Source organism: Aquimarina algiphila (assembly GCF_947494415.1).
Taxonomy (GTDB): domain Bacteria; phylum Bacteroidota; class Bacteroidia; order Flavobacteriales; family Flavobacteriaceae; genus Aquimarina; species Aquimarina algiphila.
Genome location: NZ_CANLVC010000001.1, coordinates 485,490 through 506,449, shown reverse-complemented (window position 1 = coordinate 506,449; position 20,960 = coordinate 485,490). Strand labels below are relative to the sequence as shown.

Below are 20,960 nucleotides of genomic sequence, written 5' to 3'. Positions count from 1 at the left end.
TCTGGATATTTTTAGACTCCTTTTGATTTCTGTTTCATGATGTCTTTTTTCAATAATATCGATATCAATCTCATATTGCAATCCATACAAATTTATAAGAGTATCGGTTCTTTTATATTATCTATAAGATTATAAAAGAATGATTAGTTGTTTTCTTCAAAAGCGGCACTTTCATATGCACCAATATCGGGGGCAGTTGTATTGCGCAGATTACCCAGGATATCAGTTCCCGAAGTTGGAGTAGATGCACCTCCATTTGCTGTAGAATTCTCACCAATATTGAGCATATTTTCGAAAGGGTCTTTAAAATCAGGTTCTCCGTTTAATACGATATTCTCAAACAATGCTACATTTGTAAAATCATACAAGGCATTATCAGCAAATTGATTTCCTGTATCTTCGAATCTAATCAGACTATTCTTGAAATTATAGTTAAAAGCAGTACCGTCAACTCTACTAAATATAAGTTCAAGTTGTTGGTTACCATAAATAATACAATTTGTAAAATTAGCTTCGACTAAATCAGCAACAACCACTTCTGTTTCACTTGCTCTAAGATTATTATCTATTAAGACGGTTGGAAGTTCTCTAAATCCACTTCCTATACTAGAATAATTAGTAAAAGTACAGTGATTGAAATTGTAAGTCCCTCCTAATGAACAATTGAGAGATACTTGTCCAGCATTATTAATAACTACGTTTTCACCAAGTATATTACCTGTGCGAGCTAAAAGACCGACATTAGAACTGTTATAAATCTGTGTATTCGAAATGGTAAGTGTTGGATCTGGTCCGCCATCATTAGAATCCATTAATATACCCACCGTAGCATTTTTTATTGTGGCATGATTTATACTATGTCCTGTACTTCCTGCGGTGAGCCATATTGTACCCCATTGTCCCGGGATATCACTAAAACCAGGTTCTAAACGATCACTTTCAAAAATCACTTCATTTTCAAGGAGTTCGGGATCTGTACTTACATCACCATTTATAACAAGAGTACCTTCATTAGCAACAATAAGCCCAGAATCGGCATGAAAGTGTATTCTTGCACCAGCATCTATAGTAAGAGTTTTTCCACCGGGAACAGCTGCATATCCATAAATAATATAGGGCTTTTCGTTGGTAAAATTTAGCTGCTCGTCTTCTAGGAAGAAACCTTCAATTCTAATTTCATTATTTTCATTATCTAAACCTAATAAAATTGTTTCTATTTCACCTGTCATAGCGTCTCTAGAAGGAAATAAAAATATAGCATCTTTTATTAAGGTAACCAGATCAACATCTTGTTGATTTCCACCTGTATCAAATAATATACGATCTGTATATAAAAACTCGGTATCTGTTGTTTGACTTGTTATATCGGTTGTGGTTTCTACAAATACAAAAATACTATCCTTTGCAAGTACCTGAACATCTTCAAAAGATTTTCCAGGAATACCATCTACATTAAGTCTATAGTTAGAATTTTCACCTCGTTCTAATGCAATAGTGGGAATTGTAAAATCATCGTCTGTTCGATTATATACTTTAAAGCTATACGTACTAGAGCCAATATTGGTAAAAACAGTATCCAAAAATAGAGTGTCATTTGAAAATTGTAAATTTCCAGTACTAGGCCCAGATTCAAAATCATTACGACAAGAGCTCCATAAAATTAATAATACAAGTAAGAAAAGAGTTGATAAGTAACGCATATTTATATAAAAAGGTCTTTAAGAGAATACATAAAGTTGCAAATTAGCAAAGATTTTTGTTTTTAAAAGCTTCATTTTCTCATTCTTTCATTTAATCATTATTTATGTTGATGAAAGTATAACTTGTTAGCCTATACATATATTGCTTTTTGATAAAATATAATACTAGTTAAATTATTTCTTTTTACTTAAAATTATTTCTTTTAATACTTTAACTTTGTTAGTTCAAATTTAATACGCACAACATAATAATCTATTATGAGTATATATGATGTAGCCGTGATTGGCTCTGGACCTGGTGGATATGTAGCCGCTATTCGATGCGCACAACTGGGTATGAAAACAGCAATAATCGAAAAATACACAACTCTTGGAGGAACATGTCTTAATGTAGGTTGTATACCTAGTAAGGCTTTATTAGATTCTTCTCATCATTATGAACATGCAGTAAAGCATTTTGCAGATCATGGTATAGAAATTCCTGGAGATGTAAAGATTAACCTTGAAAAAATGATTGCCCGTAAACAGGCAGTAGTTGATCAAACTACAGGAGGTGTTGATTTTCTGATGAAAAAAAATAAGATTGATGTATTTGAAGGAGTTGGAGCTTTTAAAGATGCAACTCACATTAATATTACAAAAGCAGATAAAACTGTTGAAACTATCGAAGCTAAGCATACTATTATTGCTACAGGTTCGAAACCTTCTACGTTGCCATTTATCAAAATAGATAAAAAGAGAATCATTACTTCTACGGAAGCATTAAAACTTAAAGAAATACCAAAACATCTAGTTGTTATTGGAGGAGGAGTAATAGGGTTAGAATTAGGTCAAGTATATCGTCGTTTGGGAGCAGAAGTTTCTGTTGTGGAATATATGGACAGAATTATTCCTGGAATGGATAAAGCACTCTCTAGAGAATTGCAGAAAGCAATGAAAAAACAAGGAGTTAAGTTTTATACCTCACATAAGGTTACAGGAGTAAAAACTGGAGCCAAAGAGGTAGTTATTACTGCCGATGATAAAAAAGGTAAACCTGTGGAATTCAAAGGAGATTATTGTTTGGTATCGGTTGGTCGTCGTCCTTATACCGATGGGTTAAATGCAGAAGCTGCAGGAGTAAAACTTAATGATAGAGGTCAAGTAGAAGTGAACGATCATCTACAAACTTCTACATCAAATATTTATGCAATAGGAGATGTAATTAAAGGAGCAATGCTTGCACATAAGGCAGAGGAAGAAGGGGTTTTTGTTGCAGAAACACTTGCCGGACAAAAACCACATATTGATTACAACTTAATTCCTGGAGTAGTATATACATGGCCAGAAGTAGCTGCAGTAGGAAAAACTGAAGAAGAGTTAAAAGAAGCAGGAGTAAAATATAAATCAGGACAGTTTCCATTTAGAGCATTGGGAAGATCACGTGCTAGTGGAGATCTTGACGGTTTTGTGAAAATTCTTGCAGATGAGGTTACAGATGAAGTGCTAGGAGTACATATGGTAGGAGCGCGTTGTGCTGATCTTATAGCAGAGGCTGTTACAGCTATGGAATTTAGAGCTTCGGCAGAAGATATCTCACGTATGTCTCATGCACACCCTACGTTTACTGAGGCTATAAAAGAAGCTGCACTAGCAGCGACAGATGATAGAGCGCTACACGTATAGATTTTATATTGATATCCTCTTGCAGTTTTAGGAAAGATGTTTTGAGGAAATTATGATAACGAGCCATTCTTTTTAGGGTGGCTCATTTTTTATTTTTTCTTTATGAATCATAAAACGAACTTATCTATATATTAGCTGTGTCAAAAAAACTAAGTATAATGCATATTAATGATAAAACAGGAATTAAAGAATATCAGGCTTCACCAGAGCGTTATAAAACAATGGCTTATAATCGATGTGGAAAAAGCGGAGTGCTCTTACCAGCTATATCACTTGGACTTTGGCACAATTTCGGTTTTGTAGATAATATACATAATGCAAGAGAAATTTTGAGGTCTGCCTTTGATTTAGGAATTACTCATTTTGATCTTGCAAATAATTATGGCCCACCTTATGGTTCTGCAGAAGAGAATTTTGGAGTATTGTATAAAAAAGATTTCCTACCGTATAGGGATGAGCTTTTTATAGCGACAAAAGCTGGTTATGATATGTGGCCAGGCCCTTATGGAAATTGGGGATCTCGAAAATACTTGATGGCTAGTATTGATCAGAGTCTTACCCGTATGGGATTAGATTATGTAGATATCTTTTATCACCATAGACCAGATCCAGAAACACCACTAGAAGAAACTATGGTTGCACTATCTGATATTGTTAGACAAGGAAAGGCATTATATGTAGGTATTTCTAATTATCAACCAGAAGAAACTGCTAGAGCAGCAGCATTATTACAAGATTTAAAAGTGCCTTTTGTATTACATCAAGCTCGATATTCGATTTTTGAAAGAGAAGTCGAAAATGGTTTATTAGAAACATTAGGGCATAATGGAGTTGGATGCATTGCTTTTTCACCTCTTGCACAAGGAATGCTCACAGATAAATATCTAAACGGAATCCCAGAGGACTCTCGTGCAGCAAAGAATTTTACATATCTGGATAAAGAAAAATTAACGAGTAATCTAAAAAGAATACAGAGCTTGGCAGCAATAGCGCGTGAAAGAGGGCAAAAATTATCTCAGATGGCTATTGCATGGTTATTAAATCAACCTCAAATAACTTCTGTACTTATTGGCGCTAGTTCTGCAAATCAACTTAAGGAGAATATAATAGCATTAGAACAGTTACAGTTTTCTGAGGAAGAATTGGTAGCTATTAACAATATTTCTAAAGGAGAGTAAAATCAGGATATTAGAATCTTATATGCTTTCTAACCGACATAAGACTTCAGTTTTATAGTTTCTGCTAATAGGGATAGATTTATTATGTAGAACAATTTCTTCATTAGAAAAAGAGTCTATTTTAGAAATAGCAATAATATATGACCTATGTGTCCTTATGAATTGTTGTTGAGGTAATTTTGATTCTATAGTACTAATAGTTTCTCTCGTTATAATGGTTCCAGAAGTACAATGTATTTTTATATAATCACTATAACTTTCAATATAAATGATGTCAGGGAAATCTATTTTTTTCATCCTGCGTTCTGATCTTACAAAAATAAAATTGTTAGAATGAATTTTTTCTATAGTGGTGGCTTTAGGTTTATGATAAACTTCAAAATAGTTAGTAATTGCATTTAAAAGCCGTTCAAAAGAAATAGGTTTAAGAAGATAATCTACAGCATGTAGGTCAAAACCATCAATAGCATATTCACGATATGCAGTGGTAAAAATAACCTTAATATTAGTATTGATGGATTTAGCAAAAGAGATACCAGAAATTTCGGGCATATTAATATCCAAAAAAATGAGATCAATTTTTTGAGTGTTAATAGAATTAAAAGCTTCTATTGCGTTACTGCAGATATCAACTATGTCAACCGTATCAATTTTTGATAAATGGCTTGCTATAATATCTCTTGCGGTAGGCTCATCATCTACTATAATACATGATATTTTTGTACTCATTATACGGGTTTTGTAATTTTTAAAACGAGATGTACATGATACCAATCATCATTTTCAGAGATGTTTAATTCATGCATATCTTTATATAACAGCTGTAATCGTTTCCTGATATTTGTCAGCCCTATACCTTGTGCGTTATCTTTAGAAGAGTTTAAAATAGAGTTTTTGATATTAAAATGTATCTTATTATTACGATATTTTAAATCGATTATAATAGATAATTTTTGATTGCGAATTTGCCCATGTTTAAAACTGTTTTCTATGAATGGAATAAAAAGCATAGGTGCAATTTGTATAGTGTGAGCTATCTTATCAAAATTCATAGAAACGTCCAAAGTATTCATAAAACGCATTTTTTCTAAGGCGAGATAATCTTCTATGTGATTAATTTCTTCTTGTAACGAAACAAAAGGTTTATCCACTTGATACAATAGATAGTCTAAAAGATTAGATAGCTTTAATATCATTTCTGGAGTTTCTTCTGATTTTTTTAAAGCAAAACCATACATAGTATTTAGTGTATTGAATAAAAAATGGGGATGTATCTGCATTTTTAGATAATGCAGTTCTTGCTCTTTAAGTTTAAGCTGTGCTTCGAGCACTTTATTTTTTAATTCTTGATTTGCACTAATAGAAGTATAGTTATGTTGCACAAGATTAATTGCGCTAGCTACAAAGACTACAAAATATACAGCAATAAAAAGAAATAGAGGACTTTGGGTCATCGGAGCCATTTCGCCAATTTTTAATCCGGTAAGAAATAATAGACCATAGAAAAAGGACATTACAATAAAGAAAGCCGAAATAATAATAGTATATGTACAATACAATATGAATAGACCATATTTTTCGTGTAATAAATATTTTGGAATTAGAATGTCTGTAACAGCATATGTAGTTCCTATAGTAACGGGCATTAAAAAAAGAGAAAAAGAGAAAACATAATTAATATTATCACTATTATGTCCAAAGAAATAGGAATAACAAAATAACACTATCACCCAAAAAATAATATGAAGTAGGAGCTTTGCAGTTTTTTTAAGTATAAAATCTCTGGAAATCATATGAACAGACAATATCCGTATTTTTTGTGTTTTGAAATATAATTTTGAGATGAATAACCTCTTTAAAGCTGTATTTAACAAAATAGAACTAATTTTACTCATATTGAGTAGTAATTCTGCTAAATATCACATTAATTAGGTAAGTAAGCGCAAAAAGAAAAAATGTAACATAACAAAAATTAGTTTTGGATATGTCTAATTCAAAATCCATCATTCTATGATTTCATTACTTTTTATTCTTCAACAAAAAGAATCTTTTTTTTCAGCACTCTTTAGCCGCATTAATGAAGGTGGTCCATTTTTTATGGTTCCAATTTTGATCATGTTACTGTTAACGTTTTTTCTAATCATTAAAAGTGTAATAGCGTTAAAACAAGGGAGTGCTACCCTACAAAAAAACATTAGCTTATTAAGTTCTATAGGTCTTTTGACTTTGGTTTGGGGAATGTTAGGACAACTGATAGGTTTGGTAGAAATGTTTGATCACGTCGAAAAAATTGGAGATCTTTCTACTGGTATTTTTGCCGGAGGATTAAAAGTATCGGCACTTCCTCCCATCTTTGGTTTTTTTGTATTTATAATTTCAAGAGCTGCGATTATTGTATTTACCTGGATTGGTAAGGAAGCAGGCCAAAAATAACTCCTGAGAAAATAATTTGTAAAATTCCTTTCAGTTGAGCGTGTATTAATTGTTGGGGAAACTTCTAGCGCATAATGAAACTATGAATTCTAACTTTGTAGCTTCACTTTTTCAACATTAATTTTTACTAAGAAAATACGGACACAATATGATGAAAAAAATAGTACTAAAAATAATTTTTGGAATAGTAGCGACTATATTAATAATGATTATAGGCTTTTACTTTTTTCTATTTTTTAATCCTTTACATATTCATGAGGTAAATTTATTGAAATGGATTCCGATTTTGATAGGAGTAATTGGTATGTTTTTTAGCGGTATAATAAATAAAAAGACACCACCTAAATTTCTACCGTTTCTTTTTTTACCTTTTTTTATTTTTGATCTTTTTGGTTTTTTATATATCCCTTTTATTTTTACCCTTATCATTTTAGGGATTCTTAGCTTGATCGTCACAAGAGATTCCATTAGAAAACTATATAGGTTTTTTTCGGGTTTTCTAGTTTTAAGTGTTTTCTTCTATTTTTTGTTTTCCCAGCCTCTTATCGTATTAACTGAGAATTCAGATTATAATGATCATGGAGAATTAATAAACGCTAATACCCTTTGGGATTTTACGGAAAAGGGAAAGTTAATCCTTCCAGATCATACATTATATGATCAAAAAGATATCGAATTTAATTTAAAAAATATCAAGGAAAAAACATACTTGATTACATTTTGGGCTACTTGGTGCCCACCATGTATGCATGAAAAACCAGAACTGGAAAAACTAAAAAAAGAACTAAGCAGAAATTCTAATATCGAGTTTATAGACATTTCATTTGATTCTGATATCCATAAGTGGAAACAGTTTGTAAATGATAAAAACCCAATAGGAATGCAGTTTATTTCTAAAAGAGTAAAAGAAACAAGAAGAGTATTGCAAATTAGTGCAATCCCAATGCATTACCTTGTAGATTCAGATGGAGTATACAGAGAATATCATTCATTTGAAATAGCAAAAAAAGAACTCAAAAGATTATCAGTTAAAAACTAAAATATTATGATAAAAAAAATATTAATTATAGCTTTTTTGATAAGCTATACCATAAATGCACAAAAGATTAATAAGGCAAAACTAGATAGTTTGTTTTCTGTGATTGATCATAAAAATAAAGGAATGGGAAGTGTTTCTGTTTTAGAGAACGGAATAGAAATCTATCAGCATACTATGGGATATGCAGATCTTAAAAATAAAGTAAAGGCTAGTCATAATACCAAATATAGAATAGGTTCTATTACCAAAACATTTACAGCAACAATAATTATGCAATTGATCGAGGAAAAGAAGCTGAGTCTAGGAACTTTTCTTAGTGATTATTTTCCTAAAATTCCTAATGCTGATAAAATTACAATAAAACATCTTTTAAAACATCGCAGTGGTTTATATAATATAACTAATGATAAAGACTTTAGGAAATGGATGGTGGTTCCTAATACGAGACAACAAATGTTAGATCGAATTGAAAAAAAAGAAATTCAATTTAAACCCGATGAGAAAGGTAAATACTCTAATACAAATTATGTCTTATTGTCTTATATAGCCGAAGATATCGAAGAGAAAAGTTATGCCGAAATTCTTAAATCAAGGATAATTACTCCTTGTCATTTAAAGAATACATATTATGGAAGTAAAATAAATTCAAAGGAAAATGAAGCGTTGTCATATCACATGGATGAAGAGTGGATGTTACAACCAGAAACAGATATGAGTGTGCCTATAGGTGCAGGAGCTATAGTTTCTACATCAAAAGATGTAGCCATTTTTTATCATAATTTGTTCTCTGATAAACTGGTATCTAAAGAATCCTTACTTAAGATGAAAGATCTTGAAGATAGTTATGGAATGGGACTTGTTCAATTTCCTTATGACCATAAAGAAAACTTTGGTCATTCAGGAGGAATTGATGGTTTTCAATCTGTAGCGATTTATGTACCAGAAGATAAACTGTCAATTAGCTATTTGTCTAATGGTGTAATATTAGGGTTGACTGAGATATTAGTTGGGGTCGCTAATATATATTATGACCTGGAATATAAACTTCCAGAATTTAAGCCCGCATTACAGTTAAAAACCGAAGAACTTGATGCATATCTAGGGGTTTATATAGGAGAAGAATTTCCATTTGAAATAACCATGACCAAAGAAGACACTACACTAATCGTAAGTGCAAAAAAAGGTCCAACATTTCCGGTAGAATCACATGCAAAAAACAAATTTCAATCAAATCGAGCAGGAGTACATATTGAATTTTTTCCAGAACAAAATAAAATGATCCTACAATTAGGTGGAAAAAAAGCAGAATTTATAAGAAAGTAGGAGTGATATTCAATTCCTGATTCACCTAGATGAATCAGGAATTGTTCATTTTCTAATTTTTATGAGACCCATCACAGTACGGTGGGTTTTTAGTTGCTTTACAAGTACATAGATAAGCTTCCTTAGCTTCATCAACACTAAAAATAGTTGGCGGAGTACCTCCTTCTTTTTTATGAGTACCATTACAAAAAGGCTGGTCTGCACTATGCCCACAACTACACCATGCATAGTTCTTATCTGCTTCTAATTGACAAGGAATAGGCGCATCACCACCTCGTATATTATTTTTCATAACTATGTTTTTATCTTTAAAAATATCAAATCCTACGTTAAGATTCGTTTTAAATAAGTGATAACAACCTTATTTATTTTGGATAAAAAAATAAATTATGATGATAATGAATAAAGCTTATTTGATCAATTTCACATCTGGAAAAGCAGCATGATAACCAAACCAAAACGCATTATGAGTAGGTAATCGTTGTAAAGTTTTACCGCTTTTAATATTTTTAATTTGATTTTCATCTAGTTCCCAAGTTTCACCATTACTGTCTTGGGCTGATGATGTTTTGTCATATGAAGTAAATTCAATCTCCTTGGTAAAATATGCACGATGCGCACCACTTTGATCTGTAAATACGGTAAAATTATTGTGATTTATTACACCTTTATAAATATGATTTTTCTTTAAAAAATTGGATGAAATGGCAATATTCTCTTCAGTTTTATCAGGAAGTCGTATGGCTAGAATTTCTTCCTTGTTTTTTAATCTGGGATCCTTTTCTTGCACCGTAAACATTAATTCATCGGTCGAAAAGTAATCTTTATAAGCAACTCCTTCATTATAATCTCTACGATGTCCTGTTTTTAAGGATAAAACAGTAGTTTTTGGATGTCGTTTTTTCCACTCTCCCCAAGTTGTTGTGACCACACTAAGGTATTCTAATTCAATACCCTTGCCTACCAAAGGTCCTATAACAGGTTTTCCCCAAAGCGTATTCCAAAGCGATTGTGTTTTTTGATCGTACATTAATTTATTAGATCGATATAAAAAACCACTAGTACCCATTTGATAGCGAATTCCATCTTTTTCTGTTTTATATAAAATTACAGTTCCGCATAATGTACAGTATACTCCGGCAACGGGAATATTTCCGACTTGATCGGTAAACATTTCATGCCAGGCTAAAATACGTTTTGGATATGCACGCGTATCTCCATTAATAGAAATGCCAAAAACAATATCCTTATCATCGAGATAAGTCGCATCTTTTGCATTGAGCATTTTGGGATTTCGAAGTGGCGGGATACCATCTTGTTTTACACCTCCCCAACGTACTTCATCTAATCGAATGGTAGATTGATGTTCACGATCCAGGAAATATCTGTCAAAACGAGAATCTATAGCTTTATGTAGGATAGCTTTAAAGGTATAGTAAGCATCTGGATAAGACGATTGTTTACTCCATATGTATTCATACCATTTATCAAAATCGCGAGGATAATATTTTTTAGTTTTTTTCTGAAGAATGTTTAGAAGTTTAAGTGAAGTCGAGGGGCTTCTTAAAAAGTACATGGTTTCAACTGCCATGACTTCAAAACTTTCTTTCCAGTGATCTTCAATATATTTTAGTGCTTCTTTATGGACTTGAGTATTTCCAGAAGTAAAGAAATCCAGAAAATATTCATAGTCTTGTTTTTCTAAGGTATTATTAACCGTATTTTGAGCATTGGTCACACCAATATTGAAGATAAAAACCAAGGCAAATATAAATCGTATCATCCTAATTACTTTAGAAGTAAGTCGTATTAAGATGGTAATTTCTACACCGATAAAGGAATTTTAAGATTTTATTCTTTTACTAGATCCTTGCTTGATACGTGTATAAATCAAAATACCTACCTTCTGAAGCGATGAGTTCATCATGAGTACCACGTTCGGCAATTTTTCCTGATTCTATGACCAAAATCTGATCAGCTTTTTTAATGGTACTTAATCTATGGGCAATCACAAAAGTGGTTCTACCTCTCATTAATTCACTAAGGCTTTTTTGAATCAATGCTTCACTTTCTGTATCTAGATTAGAAGTAGCTTCATCGAGAATGATAATTTTGGGATCTGCTAGTATTGCTCTTGCGATTGCAATTCGTTGTCGTTGTCCTCCAGATAATTTTACCCCACGTTCACCTATTAGCGTATCTAATCCTTCATCAAAACGATCTGTAAATTCATTAACGTATGCAGCTTTAACTGCTTGAAGTAATTGTTCTTCTGTAGCATCTGGTCGTGGAAATAAGATATTTTGTCGTATAGAACCCTCAAATAAGAATTCATCTTGTAAAACTACTCCAAGGTTCCTTCTGTAGCTACTTAGTTTGACTTTTGATAAATCGTGACCGTCGATAGTAATAAGACCCGATTTTGGATTTAGAAAAGTGGCTGATAGTCCAGCAATCGTAGACTTTCCTGATCCCGAACTACCTACCAAAGCAGTAACTGATCCTGAAGTAGCTTTAAAACTAATATTATGCAATACATCTTTTCCTTCCTCATAAGAAAAAGTAACATCATCAAAAATAATATTTCCATGCATATCAACCAGTTCTACCGTTCGATCTTCTATTTCCTCTTCTGGAGTCATATTCATGAGCTCTTCGGTACGATCTAATCCGGCTAATGCTTCAGTCAACTGACTTCCTATATTACTCATTTGTACTATTGGAGCAATCATAAAACCAAGTAATAATGTAAAAGAAAGAAAATCACCAACAGTAAGTTCATCAACCATAATTTTATAACCGCCAATCCCCATAATTCCGGTAGAAGCAATACCTAATAGAAATGTAGACGAGCTAGTGATCAGCGCAGTAGTTGTTAAACTTTTTTTTACATTTTGAAATAAGCGATCAACTCCTTCTTCAAAAGTTCTATTTTCTTGCTCCTCTGCATTAAATCCTTTTATCACTCGAACTCCGGCAAGGGTTTCTGTTAGTCTGCCTTTAACTTCAGCATTAATAACTCCTCGTTTCCTAAAGATAGGTCTTATGTATTTAAAAGCTTTTAAGGCAACTACGCCAAATACAGATACTGGAACCAATACAAATAGAGTCATAGATGGACTAATTCGAATTAATAAAACTAATGAAATGATTGCTGTAATTGTACCTCCGACCAATTGTACTAATCCCGTGCCAATAAGGTTTCTAACGCCTTCTACATCACTCATGATACGAGATACTAGGGCTCCTGATTTGGTATTGTCAAAAAAGCTAATAGGTAGTGATAATACTTTTTTCTGTACTTGTGCTCGTAATTCTGATATTAAAAATTGAGCTTGCACACTAAGTATCCGAGTTAGAAGAAATGAAGTAATAGCCTGTATTAGAATTGAAATTCCTACTCCTGTTAATAATAACTTCAGCATTTCGTAATCTTTTTTAGCGATTACGTCATCCATGAGATATTTACTAGCTACAGGTAATACTAAACTAGCTAACCTACTTATGACAATGAGAAGTAATCCAATAAAAACAAGATTTCTTCTTGGCCAAATAATGGTTTTAAATGCTTTTCCAATAGTTACTTTTGACTTTTTTTTGTCTTTAGAAGTAGTGGTGTTTTGAAATTCTCTCATGCTTGTTGTTCAGTTTGATTGAATCTTACGTTTTTTGACATAATACATCGTTAATATATAAATACCACCTGGAATTCCGACCCAAATCAATTCACTTAACAATACTTTAATTCCCCAAATGCTAAAAAAATTACTAGCTCCAATGGGAGAAACTTTAATAGGTCTCCACGGAAAAAAATAGCGTGTATCATCAAAAGGAGAAAAAAAAGCAATACCCAAACCTCCTGTAGTCATAGCATCCAAAATACCATGTGATGCTGTACAAACTGAAAAATAAGTAATTAATATTAAGCCAGTTTTAGTCATTAGCTTCTTACGATAAAAAATAGAGGTCATGGTTATTCCGAAAAATAAAGCAAAGACTAATGAATGAGAAAATCCTCGATGTCCCCAAAAATCTTCATATGCTATATTGAATTTAAAACCGATAACATCAGCATCGGGTATAATAGCGCAAAGGATTCCTAGGAACCAGAATTTCCAATTGATGATTTCTTTTGAAAAACTTTTACCAAAAGCAAAAGCAGTAAATCCGTGAGCAAAGATGGATGCCATAATTAGAGTAGTCTAAATGTCTTTTAATGTTTATTCCTGTTTTGCTTTTTGTTTCTAACGTAAATTAGTTTAGATCTCCCCTTTGTAGTTTCACGTTGTTCTATTTCAAAACTTTTAATGGATTGAATTAGCGGAGTTAGTTTTTGAAAACCATAGTTTCTAGAGTCAAAGTTGGGTTGTTTCTTTTGTAAAAGACTTCCTACATCACCAAGAAAAGCCCAGCCATCATCGTCTGCCAAATCAGATATTGTATATGAAATTAATCTGATATCTTTTTGCGTTATTTTATCTACATTGCTCTTGGATACAGGTTTACTATCTGTAGATTCAGATTCATTTTCTTCGGCTTCATGTTTTAGTATTTCAAGATAAATAAATTTATCACAAGCAACAATAAAAGGATTAGGGGTTTTCTTTTCTCCAATTCCAAAAACTTTCATTCCTGCTTCTCTAAGTCGAGTAGCTAAACGGGTAAAATCACTATCGCTGGATACCAGGCAAAATCCATTTACCTTTTCAGAATATAAAATATCCATAGCATCAATAATCATAGCAGAATCAGTTGCATTTTTTCCTTTGGTGTAACCATATTGCTGAATAGGAGTTATAGCATTTTCAAGAAGAATTTTCTTCCATTTGGTAAGATCCGGTTTGGTCCAATCGCCATAAATTCTTTTTATGGTGGGATTACCATATTTAGCTATCTCTTCCATCATTTCTTTGATATAAGTAGATGGTATATTATCACCGTCGATTAGTACTGCAAGATTTAAATCCATGAAAAGAGATTAGTTTTTTTACAAAGTACGAACTCATTTTCTTTTACAGTAAGTATTGATCCAGATTTTTCTTTTTATTTCATAAGATTCATCTTCTTTATTAATATTAAATCGTTGGATGTGTTTTTTTCTAGAACATTCTTAATATGACTAGATACGTTTTAGTACTCTTTGATTTGATGATAGCAAAGTTTTTGTGAATTAACAAGAACAAAGTGCTGAATGACAAATTATTCAAATAGTAAATCATCTATTATATCTAGAATTACCTTCTTCGTCTTTAAGCTTCCTTGTTTTTTAGAAAACCTCATAAAAAAAGCTAATGATTTAATAAAGTAGTATCTCTAACAACCAGGAGAACATTTAACTCTATTTAGAAGTGACGAGCGTAACTAGGTCACTTTTATGAGGTTAGATTCATGAAATATAATGAAATATTATTTTTCATCATGTCACTATAACTTAACACTATCAAAAGGAGTGTAGCTTGTTTTGATGAACCAAGATTTCAGATGATTTAAAACATTAAAACAAAAAATATGAGATTACGAAACCAACTTAATGGAGTTTCTCTACATGTTATAGCAGGAACACATGTTGTGGTACTTTGCTTAGATGTTGATGAAAAGGCAAGAAAAGGGTTATTAGGGTTCTTTTTTAAACGAAAAAATATTCTATCTGGAAAAGTAAAAAATCTTAGAGGTTTTAAAGAGTTTAAAAAAAATGGAAAAAAAGAGGACACAAATTTAATTCAGGCTTTTCTTTGGAGTGATTATACTGCAGAACCAAATACTCAATATCAATATACTGTGTGTCCTGTATACGGAACAGCTGCTAATTTACAGGAGGGAGATGAAATTAATGTTGAAGTCACAACTGAAAACCCTAATGAAGGGACCCATGGAGTTTTTTTCAATCGAGGAACGGTTAGTCAGGCATATGCACAAAAATTTGACAATAAAAACCCTGATGAAGTTCCTAATAACGAAGCATATAAATGGCTGTCTCGTGGATTAGAAGAAGCCATGTTGGCATTTATAGAAGAAGCAAATGGTAAGGATTATTCATTAAGAGTAGCTGCATACGAGTTTGATCATGTTCCTGTTATTCAGGCTTTATATGATGCATCAAAAACAGGTGCTGATGTGAAAATCATATACGATAGATCAAAAAATGGTCCATGGGAAAATACAGATGAAGCAGTTGCTAAAGTTCCTGGAATAGAAAAATTAATGATTCCCAGATCTGCAAATTCCTCCATAAAACATAATAAATACATTGTGCTTTTATATAAAGGAAAACCAAAAGAAGTGTGGATGGGGTCTACTAATTTTACTAAGGGTGGAATTTTTGGACAATCAAATGTTGGACATATTGTTAGAGATGAAAAAATAGCTTCTGATTATATGGAATATTGGACACGTCTTTCAAAAAATCCCGAAATGAAAGAACTACGTCCTGAAAATGATAAACATACACCAACACCAAACGGCAAGATAGATAAAGGTATTACTCCAATTTTTAGCCCCAGAGAAGATCTAAGTGTTTTAGAATGGTATGGAAAACAAATTGAAACAGCTAAGCAATCTATTGGATTTACTGCTGCTTTTGGTGTAAACCAGGATTTTGCCGAAATCATGAGTGTAGAAGATAAATCACTGCGGTATATATTATTAGAAAAAGAGGGGAACACTTTTGATCTTTTTAAAAACACGAAGAATAATAGAATTGCAATGGGCGCAATTATTAATAAGGAAGAAATTAAAGAAGAAGGATTAAAAGGATGGGAATCTGAACATCTTACTGGACTTAATGATCATGTTAAATATTTACATACTAAATATTTGTTTGTAGATCCATTAACAGATGATCCTATATTGATCACAGGATCTGCAAATTTTTCAAAAAGTTCCACGCAAAATAATGATGAAAATATGATCATTATTCGAGGTAATACCAGTGTCGTAGATATTTATCTTACAGAATTTGTACGTCTATTTAACCATTATGAATTTCGTGATCAAATGGCCAACCATGGTAAGGATGAAGTTTTTTTTAGTGATTTTTTGGCTACAGATAACTCTTGGACAGATATCTATTTTAAAAAAGGAACACAGCATTTAATGGAGCGTGAACTTTTTAGATAGTACATAGTTTTTAAATAAGGATACAATAACTTTTTTTAAATAAGGACACTTTATGAATGAAGAACTCACTTGTATTGGAGGACCAGTCTGTAATGAAAAACTCTCAGCCGGTCTGATTTTTGCAGAAGGACAGGATCTTACATATCAAAACAAAGAGGCATTATGGGAAATCTTTGAAGCTATTGGGACCAATTGGTCTAACACGATTTACGATTCTAATAATCAAAGAAGCTCCTGGTTCGAGATGCTAAAGGCAAAAACAGAAAATGCACCTAATTATTCAGGAGAATATGTAAATGCTATTTATGTGATTAATGAATTAAAAGCAATGTACGGAAATGAAGAGGCATATAAAAAGCTATTCTTTGAGAGTGGAATAGATAATAATGCACCACCAACCACACGATTAGCACATTGTAAAATTTATGTAGTAAATGAATTTATTAGAATGCAAATTACTGCAGGTGGATTTAAAAGTTGGGGCACCAAATTCGGAGGAGAACAAGCAAAAAATTACCATGGCTTTTTAGGAGGAACTCGTTATAATCGTCTTTCTAGAGTGCGATCTTATAATCCTGATAGTAATAATTCGAAAAATGACCAGGCATGAAAAACCAATTTGAATATGTAATTGTTGGTGGCGGCGTTGCTGCGGCAACTATTGCTAAAGGGTTGCTCGAAAGAAAGCATGATGTTTCTATTTTGATTCTCGAAGCAGGGCCAGAAATTGTAGCAAAAGACAGGCGTTTTTGGTGGGATTATATTACCAGAGGGGAAAGACCATATACATTTACTTATGATCAAAAATTTGAAGCAGACTCTACAGGAAACATTGATTATCAAACCGATGGTGTTCGTGTAAAAGCGTATGGAGGTTCTACTATGCATTGGGGGGCTTGGTGTTTACGTTTTAGACCAGAAGACTTTAATCTTTTTACGAATACAGGAGAAGGTGCCGATTGGCCCATTAATTATGAGGATTTAGAAGCGTATTATAATGATGCCGAAGCATTTTTATCTGTTTGTGGGGATGACGATGCAAATTGGATTCCCAGATCAAAACCTTATCCGGTACCACCTTTTGAATGGACGGCAGCAGATGGAGAAATGATTAAAGCATGGGAGCAATTAGATGTTACTTATCAGGATGGGGACATAGATCCAGGAACAAAAAGTAAGATAAAATCAGGTAAAATGCCCATTGCGCGGTACCGAAAATGTATGACAACCGGAACCTGTAAGTATTGTCCAATCGGAGGACGATTTAATGCGCAATATGTACTAGATGATTTGAAAAATGATACCCGATTTATCAATTTTGAAGTTCGTATAAATGCTCCTGTACATGAAGTAAATGTGCTAAATAAATCAAAAATAGAATCTGTTACTTATACAGATAACCTAAATGGAGAAAAACACAAAGTATATGGAGATACAATTATTTTGGCTTCTGGAGCATACAATGTTCCTAAGCTATTGAGAGCGTCTAAAAACGAATTTTGGAAAAATGGTATTGGTAATGACCATGACCTTGTTGGACGATTCGTGGTGTCACATTCTATGTTAAATGTCACTGGAAAGGCAAAATCTAATCCAAACGGTTGGTTTCAGGAATATGATTTCCCGACTCTAATGTCCCATAGTTATAACACAAAAGAACACCAGAAAAAGGGAAAGATATTTATGTTTAAAAACCGTGTTACTCCCAATATAGATATTGCTCAATTAATGATTGATGGAAAAACAAGAGAAGAAATTGATAAGGTTGTCTACGGAGAAATGGAAATTCAAATTCAGGCTTTTTTAGAAGAAAAAGGAAAGCATAGTAACCGTTTAGAAGCAAAACCAGGGGTGGATCGTTTTGGACTACCACAAACCACGGTACATTTTAGCAGGACAGATGAAGAAATGAAAAATGCAAATGATCGCTTAAAATTATTGGAAGCAATTATAGAAAAAATGGGATTAGAAGTCATTAAATCAAAAGTAGAAAAACCAGGAGGGCATCATACAACAGGAACAGCACGTATGGGAACTTCACCAGAAAACAGTGTGACCGATAAATTTATGAGAGTACATGATACCGATAATTTGTATGTGTGTTCTAATGCAGCTTTTCCAACAGGAAGTGCTGTAAATCCAACACTTACTCTTACTGCAATGGCTTTTAGGTTGGTGGATCATTTGACAAAAAAAGCTACTAAAAACTAACGTTTAAAGAAAAAAAATGTCAACAGAAGCAATACAATTCAAAAATGTTTTTCAAGAAAAAGCAACAAAGATTAATAATGTAAAAGAATTAATCAAGCATTCTAAATCGGTAAGTGATGAGGAAGAAGATAAGCTATATGTTTTAAAAGAATTATTAAATAATGCCGTGGTATTGGAATTTGCAACCATACCAATATACTTACAGGCAATGTGGACTATTAAGGATAATAAGTGTGATGTTGCAAAATCTATCCGTAATATCTTTCAGGAAGAAATGTTACATATGGCGATGGTATGTAATATGATTGTGGGTATTGGTGGTGAACCTAAAATTTATGATCCAGAAAACGGATTAAAATTTCCTTCGGGATTACCAGGAGGAGTACATCCAGATCTTTTCTTGCATTTAGAAGGGTTGAACGATTGTTCCCTCCGAAATTTTATGGAAATAGAACTACCAGAAGAAATTGCAGATATATATGATTATGAAACCAAAGAATTGGTAAGTATTGGTGGGCTTTGTCTTGAAGATGGAAGTATCAGCTCTAAAAAGCATGATCAAAGTTATGAACACAATACAACTATTGGTGAATTATATGATAGAATTAATGAACTGTTTCAAGAACTACAGCCAAAAATGAATGTAGAACGTCAATTAGCAGGTCCGTTATCTTGGTGGGTAATGGCCGATGCTAAAAGCGTTTCTAAAGCTATAGATATGATTAAGGAGCAAGGTGAAGGTTCAGAAAATGTAACTCCTGCAAGTACAGGGATGGACAATTTAGCACATTTCTATCGTTTTTGGGAAGTCTTTTATAAGAAGAAGATAGTTCAGGAAGGAGACACTTACTATTTTAAAGATCCTAATCCACGCCCAGAGACATATAAGATTGCAAGAGTTCCAGAAGGAGGGTATTTAGAAGAAAATGTATCGCCAGAAGTTTGGTATTTAATTCATGAATTTGATAAAGTGTATACCGATTTAGTAAAGTTTTTAGAAGATGCCTGGGCAATAAATGGCAGAGGACAGGCGGCTTTAGTAAATGCTGTCGAAGTGATGTTTAAATTAGAACACTTTGCTTTACCTCTTATTCAGACACCAATTCCCGATCATAAGGAGGGACTTCACTACGGACCTTGTTTTAGAATGATATAATTGAATTTTTTAAAAAATAATACAATGAAAAAAACACAAAATATTTTATTCGCTTTTTTGCTGTTAGCTACCATTAATGTATTTGCACAGAGTAAGAGTACTCCCAAATATAGTATTGGTCAGAATGTACCAGAATTAGGAGGGATTATATTCTATTTGGACGCGACTGGACAACATGGATTGGTATGTGCAGCAAAAGATCAAAGTACAGGAAGTCAATGGCATTATGGAGCTTTTACCAATACCAAATCTTTTGATAGCATTGTTGGATCAGGAAAAGCTAATACATCAAAGATTATTGTAAGTCAAGGAACCAAACCATACGCAGCACAACTTTGTTACGATTTAGAATTAAACGGTTTTACAGATTGGTATTTACCATCAAAAAAAGAATTAAGCTTAATGTATACAAATATAGGCCGTGGTGCCAAACCTCCGCACAAAGATGTTGGTAATTTTGCTAGTGATTTCTATTGGAGTTCTACAGAATTAGATCTCAATTTTGCTTGGGCTCAATACTTTCTGATTGGTAATATATTTACGGATCTTAAGAATCATGAATGCCGGGTTCGCGCTGTTCGCTCTTTTTAATTAACAAATAATTCTTAAAGCAGAACTATAAAGATATTCGGTGGTATAAAGAATTATAGAATTTGAAATTTAGATTATATAACAAAATGAGTACAAAAGAATATAAGAATTGGAGAGTAGTTGTAGTATGTGAATTGAATGCTTCTGCAGCCAAAGTATGGCATCTTGTTGGGGGTTTTTATAATATAAACCAATGGCATCCAGATATTCCAATTTCTGAAGTAATGGAAGGACAAGGAGAAGAGAGAGATATTCGTAGAAAATTAATCTTTCCCGGCCAAACCCCAACATGGGAGGAATTAGTTTTTATGGATAATGAAAATATGCGATATAAGTATAAATGGTATAAAGGAGAGTGGGGAGAAACGACACAAAAATACCATGCTCAAATTCAAGTTATAGAAACAGAGTTGGATAAGCGCTGTATAGTACAGTGGTCCTCTACATTCTATTCTTCAGAAGATGGGTTAACACAGTTTTATCAAAATGGATTCAAAAATTTAGTGAAGATGTTTGGAGGAAAATTAATTAATAACTAAAAAATATAA

At 32.7% G+C, this 20,960-nt stretch carries 19 protein-coding genes; 11 read left to right on the top strand and 8 right to left on the bottom strand.

The window, feature by feature from the left end; translation table 11 throughout:
• Positions 1 to 143: 143 nt before the first annotated feature.
• Complete coding sequence (locus PQF96_RS02060; protein WP_271764928.1) at positions 144 to 1,700, bottom strand: hypothetical protein; 1,557 nt, start codon at positions 1,698 to 1,700, stop codon at positions 144 to 146.
• A gap of 258 nt (positions 1,701 to 1,958) precedes the next feature.
• Between PQF96_RS02060 and lpdA the strand changes: the two genes are divergently transcribed.
• Together lpdA and mgrA are read left to right on the top strand one after the other, a co-directional pair.
• The gene (gene lpdA, locus PQF96_RS02055) at positions 1,959 to 3,365 is read left to right on the top strand and encodes a dihydrolipoyl dehydrogenase (RefSeq protein WP_271764927.1); all 1,407 of its coding nucleotides are present in this window, start codon (positions 1,959 to 1,961) and stop codon (positions 3,363 to 3,365) included.
• Positions 3,366 to 3,523: 158 nt separating this feature from the next.
• The gene (gene mgrA, locus PQF96_RS02050) at positions 3,524 to 4,543 is read left to right on the top strand and encodes an L-glyceraldehyde 3-phosphate reductase (protein WP_109439138.1); all 1,020 of its coding nucleotides are present in this window, start codon (positions 3,524 to 3,526) and stop codon (positions 4,541 to 4,543) included.
• 18 nt (positions 4,544 to 4,561) lie between these two features.
• On the opposite strand, the gene PQF96_RS02045 is transcribed toward mgrA, so the two are convergent.
• On the bottom strand, positions 4,562 to 5,272 hold the full coding sequence (locus tag PQF96_RS02045) for a LytR/AlgR family response regulator transcription factor (RefSeq protein ID WP_271764926.1): 711 nt from the start codon (positions 5,270 to 5,272) through the stop codon (positions 4,562 to 4,564).
• Positions 5,272 to 6,348 carry a sensor histidine kinase gene (locus tag PQF96_RS02040; protein WP_271764925.1) on the bottom strand — a complete coding sequence of 359 codons (1,077 nt, stop codon included), beginning with the start codon at positions 6,346 to 6,348 and terminating at the stop codon, positions 5,272 to 5,274. The genes PQF96_RS02045 and PQF96_RS02040 overlap by 1 nt, the downstream gene beginning before the upstream one ends.
• 205 nt (positions 6,349 to 6,553) lie before the next feature.
• Here PQF96_RS02040 and PQF96_RS02035 point away from each other — a divergent pair, with 205 nt between their 5' ends.
• The 3 genes from PQF96_RS02035 (at position 6,554) to PQF96_RS02025 (ending at position 9,338) form a co-directional block, all read left to right on the top strand.
• Positions 6,554 to 6,976 carry a MotA/TolQ/ExbB proton channel family protein gene (locus PQF96_RS02035; protein WP_271764924.1) on the top strand — a complete coding sequence of 141 codons (423 nt, stop codon included), beginning with the start codon at positions 6,554 to 6,556 and terminating at the stop codon, positions 6,974 to 6,976.
• Between the two features lie 148 nt (positions 6,977 to 7,124).
• A complete protein-coding gene (locus PQF96_RS02030) occupies positions 7,125 to 8,015 on the top strand; it encodes a TlpA family protein disulfide reductase (protein WP_271764923.1) in 891 nt (296 codons plus the stop codon).
• A gap of 6 nt (positions 8,016 to 8,021) precedes the next feature.
• Positions 8,022 to 9,338 (top strand): serine hydrolase domain-containing protein, encoded by a 1,317-nt coding sequence (locus tag PQF96_RS02025; protein WP_271764922.1) that lies wholly within the window; start codon positions 8,022 to 8,024, stop codon positions 9,336 to 9,338.
• Positions 9,339 to 9,390: 52 nt separating this feature from the next.
• Here PQF96_RS02025 and PQF96_RS02020 read toward each other — a convergent pair whose 3' ends face one another.
• The 5 genes from PQF96_RS02020 to PQF96_RS02000 form a co-directional block, all read right to left on the bottom strand.
• Complete coding sequence (locus PQF96_RS02020) at positions 9,391 to 9,630, bottom strand: CDGSH iron-sulfur domain-containing protein (protein ID WP_271764921.1); 240 nt, start codon at positions 9,628 to 9,630, stop codon at positions 9,391 to 9,393.
• Positions 9,631 to 9,747: 117 nt separating this feature from the next.
• Complete coding sequence (locus tag PQF96_RS02015; protein WP_271764920.1) at positions 9,748 to 11,121, bottom strand: DUF3179 domain-containing protein; 1,374 nt, start codon at positions 11,119 to 11,121, stop codon at positions 9,748 to 9,750.
• A gap of 79 nt (positions 11,122 to 11,200) precedes the next feature.
• Entirely contained in the window at positions 11,201 to 12,973 is a 1,773-nt protein-coding gene (locus PQF96_RS02010; protein WP_271764919.1) for an ABC transporter ATP-binding protein, read from the bottom strand.
• 9 nt (positions 12,974 to 12,982) lie between these two features.
• Positions 12,983 to 13,528 carry a metal-dependent hydrolase gene (locus PQF96_RS02005; protein WP_109439130.1) on the bottom strand — a complete coding sequence of 182 codons (546 nt, stop codon included), beginning with the start codon at positions 13,526 to 13,528 and terminating at the stop codon, positions 12,983 to 12,985.
• A gap of 23 nt (positions 13,529 to 13,551) precedes the next feature.
• Positions 13,552 to 14,307: an NYN domain-containing protein gene (locus tag PQF96_RS02000; protein WP_271764918.1), complete on the bottom strand. Its 756-nt coding sequence runs from the start codon at positions 14,305 to 14,307 to the stop codon at positions 13,552 to 13,554.
• 539 nt (positions 14,308 to 14,846) lie between these two features.
• Here PQF96_RS02000 and PQF96_RS01995 point away from each other — a divergent pair.
• From PQF96_RS01995 to PQF96_RS01970, 6 genes are all read left to right on the top strand, one after another.
• Positions 14,847 to 16,454, top strand: a complete 1,608-nt coding sequence (locus PQF96_RS01995; protein WP_271764917.1) for a phospholipase D-like domain-containing protein — start codon at positions 14,847 to 14,849, stop codon at positions 16,452 to 16,454.
• A gap of 52 nt (positions 16,455 to 16,506) precedes the next feature.
• Positions 16,507 to 17,064: a hypothetical protein gene (locus PQF96_RS01990; RefSeq protein ID WP_271764916.1), complete on the top strand. Its 558-nt coding sequence runs from the start codon at positions 16,507 to 16,509 to the stop codon at positions 17,062 to 17,064.
• Complete coding sequence (locus PQF96_RS01985; RefSeq protein ID WP_271764915.1) at positions 17,061 to 18,665, top strand: GMC oxidoreductase; 1,605 nt, start codon at positions 17,061 to 17,063, stop codon at positions 18,663 to 18,665. Before PQF96_RS01990 ends, PQF96_RS01985 begins: the two co-directional genes overlap by 4 nt.
• Before the next feature lie 16 nt (positions 18,666 to 18,681).
• Entirely contained in the window at positions 18,682 to 19,821 is a 1,140-nt protein-coding gene (locus PQF96_RS01980) for a ferritin-like domain-containing protein (RefSeq protein WP_271764914.1), read from the top strand.
• Between the two features lie 24 nt (positions 19,822 to 19,845).
• Positions 19,846 to 20,412, top strand: a complete 567-nt coding sequence (locus PQF96_RS01975; protein WP_160114394.1) for an Lcl C-terminal domain-containing protein — start codon at positions 19,846 to 19,848, stop codon at positions 20,410 to 20,412.
• 86 nt (positions 20,413 to 20,498) lie between these two features.
• Positions 20,499 to 20,951 carry an SRPBCC family protein gene (locus PQF96_RS01970; protein WP_109439123.1) on the top strand — a complete coding sequence of 151 codons (453 nt, stop codon included), beginning with the start codon at positions 20,499 to 20,501 and terminating at the stop codon, positions 20,949 to 20,951.
• The last annotated feature ends 9 nt before the right edge of the window (positions 20,952 to 20,960 follow it).

Excerpts from the sequence above, each read along its gene's own strand:
- PQF96_RS02000 (WP_271764918.1), bottom strand. The coding sequence starts at position 14,307 with ATGGATTTAAATCTTGCAGTACTAATCGACGGTGATAATATACCATCT.
- PQF96_RS02015 (WP_271764920.1), bottom strand. The coding sequence starts at position 11,121 with ATGATACGATTTATATTTGCCTTGGTTTTTATCTTCAATATTGGTGTG.
- PQF96_RS01985 (WP_271764915.1), top strand. The coding sequence starts at position 17,061 with ATGAAAAACCAATTTGAATATGTAATTGTTGGTGGCGGCGTTGCTGCG.
- PQF96_RS02010 (WP_271764919.1), bottom strand. The coding sequence starts at position 12,973 with ATGAGAGAATTTCAAAACACCACTACTTCTAAAGACAAAAAAAAGTCA.
- PQF96_RS02035 (WP_271764924.1), top strand. The coding sequence starts at position 6,554 with ATGATTTCATTACTTTTTATTCTTCAACAAAAAGAATCTTTTTTTTCA.
- PQF96_RS02060 (WP_271764928.1), bottom strand. The coding sequence starts at position 1,700 with ATGCGTTACTTATCAACTCTTTTCTTACTTGTATTATTAATTTTATGG.
- PQF96_RS02020 (WP_271764921.1), bottom strand. The coding sequence starts at position 9,630 with ATGAAAAATAATATACGAGGTGGTGATGCGCCTATTCCTTGTCAATTA.
- PQF96_RS01975 (WP_160114394.1), top strand. The coding sequence starts at position 19,846 with ATGAAAAAAACACAAAATATTTTATTCGCTTTTTTGCTGTTAGCTACC.
- PQF96_RS02025 (WP_271764922.1), top strand. The coding sequence starts at position 8,022 with ATGATAAAAAAAATATTAATTATAGCTTTTTTGATAAGCTATACCATA.
- PQF96_RS01980 (WP_271764914.1), top strand. The coding sequence starts at position 18,682 with ATGTCAACAGAAGCAATACAATTCAAAAATGTTTTTCAAGAAAAAGCA.
- PQF96_RS01995 (WP_271764917.1), top strand. The coding sequence starts at position 14,847 with ATGAGATTACGAAACCAACTTAATGGAGTTTCTCTACATGTTATAGCA.
- PQF96_RS02045 (WP_271764926.1), bottom strand. The coding sequence starts at position 5,272 with ATGAGTACAAAAATATCATGTATTATAGTAGATGATGAGCCTACCGCA.
- PQF96_RS01990 (WP_271764916.1), top strand. The coding sequence starts at position 16,507 with ATGAATGAAGAACTCACTTGTATTGGAGGACCAGTCTGTAATGAAAAA.
- mgrA (WP_109439138.1), top strand. The coding sequence starts at position 3,524 with ATGCATATTAATGATAAAACAGGAATTAAAGAATATCAGGCTTCACCA.
- PQF96_RS02005 (WP_109439130.1), bottom strand. The coding sequence starts at position 13,528 with ATGGCATCCATCTTTGCTCACGGATTTACTGCTTTTGCTTTTGGTAAA.
- PQF96_RS02030 (WP_271764923.1), top strand. The coding sequence starts at position 7,125 with ATGATGAAAAAAATAGTACTAAAAATAATTTTTGGAATAGTAGCGACT.
- lpdA (WP_271764927.1), top strand. The coding sequence starts at position 1,959 with ATGAGTATATATGATGTAGCCGTGATTGGCTCTGGACCTGGTGGATAT.
- PQF96_RS01970 (WP_109439123.1), top strand. The coding sequence starts at position 20,499 with ATGAGTACAAAAGAATATAAGAATTGGAGAGTAGTTGTAGTATGTGAA.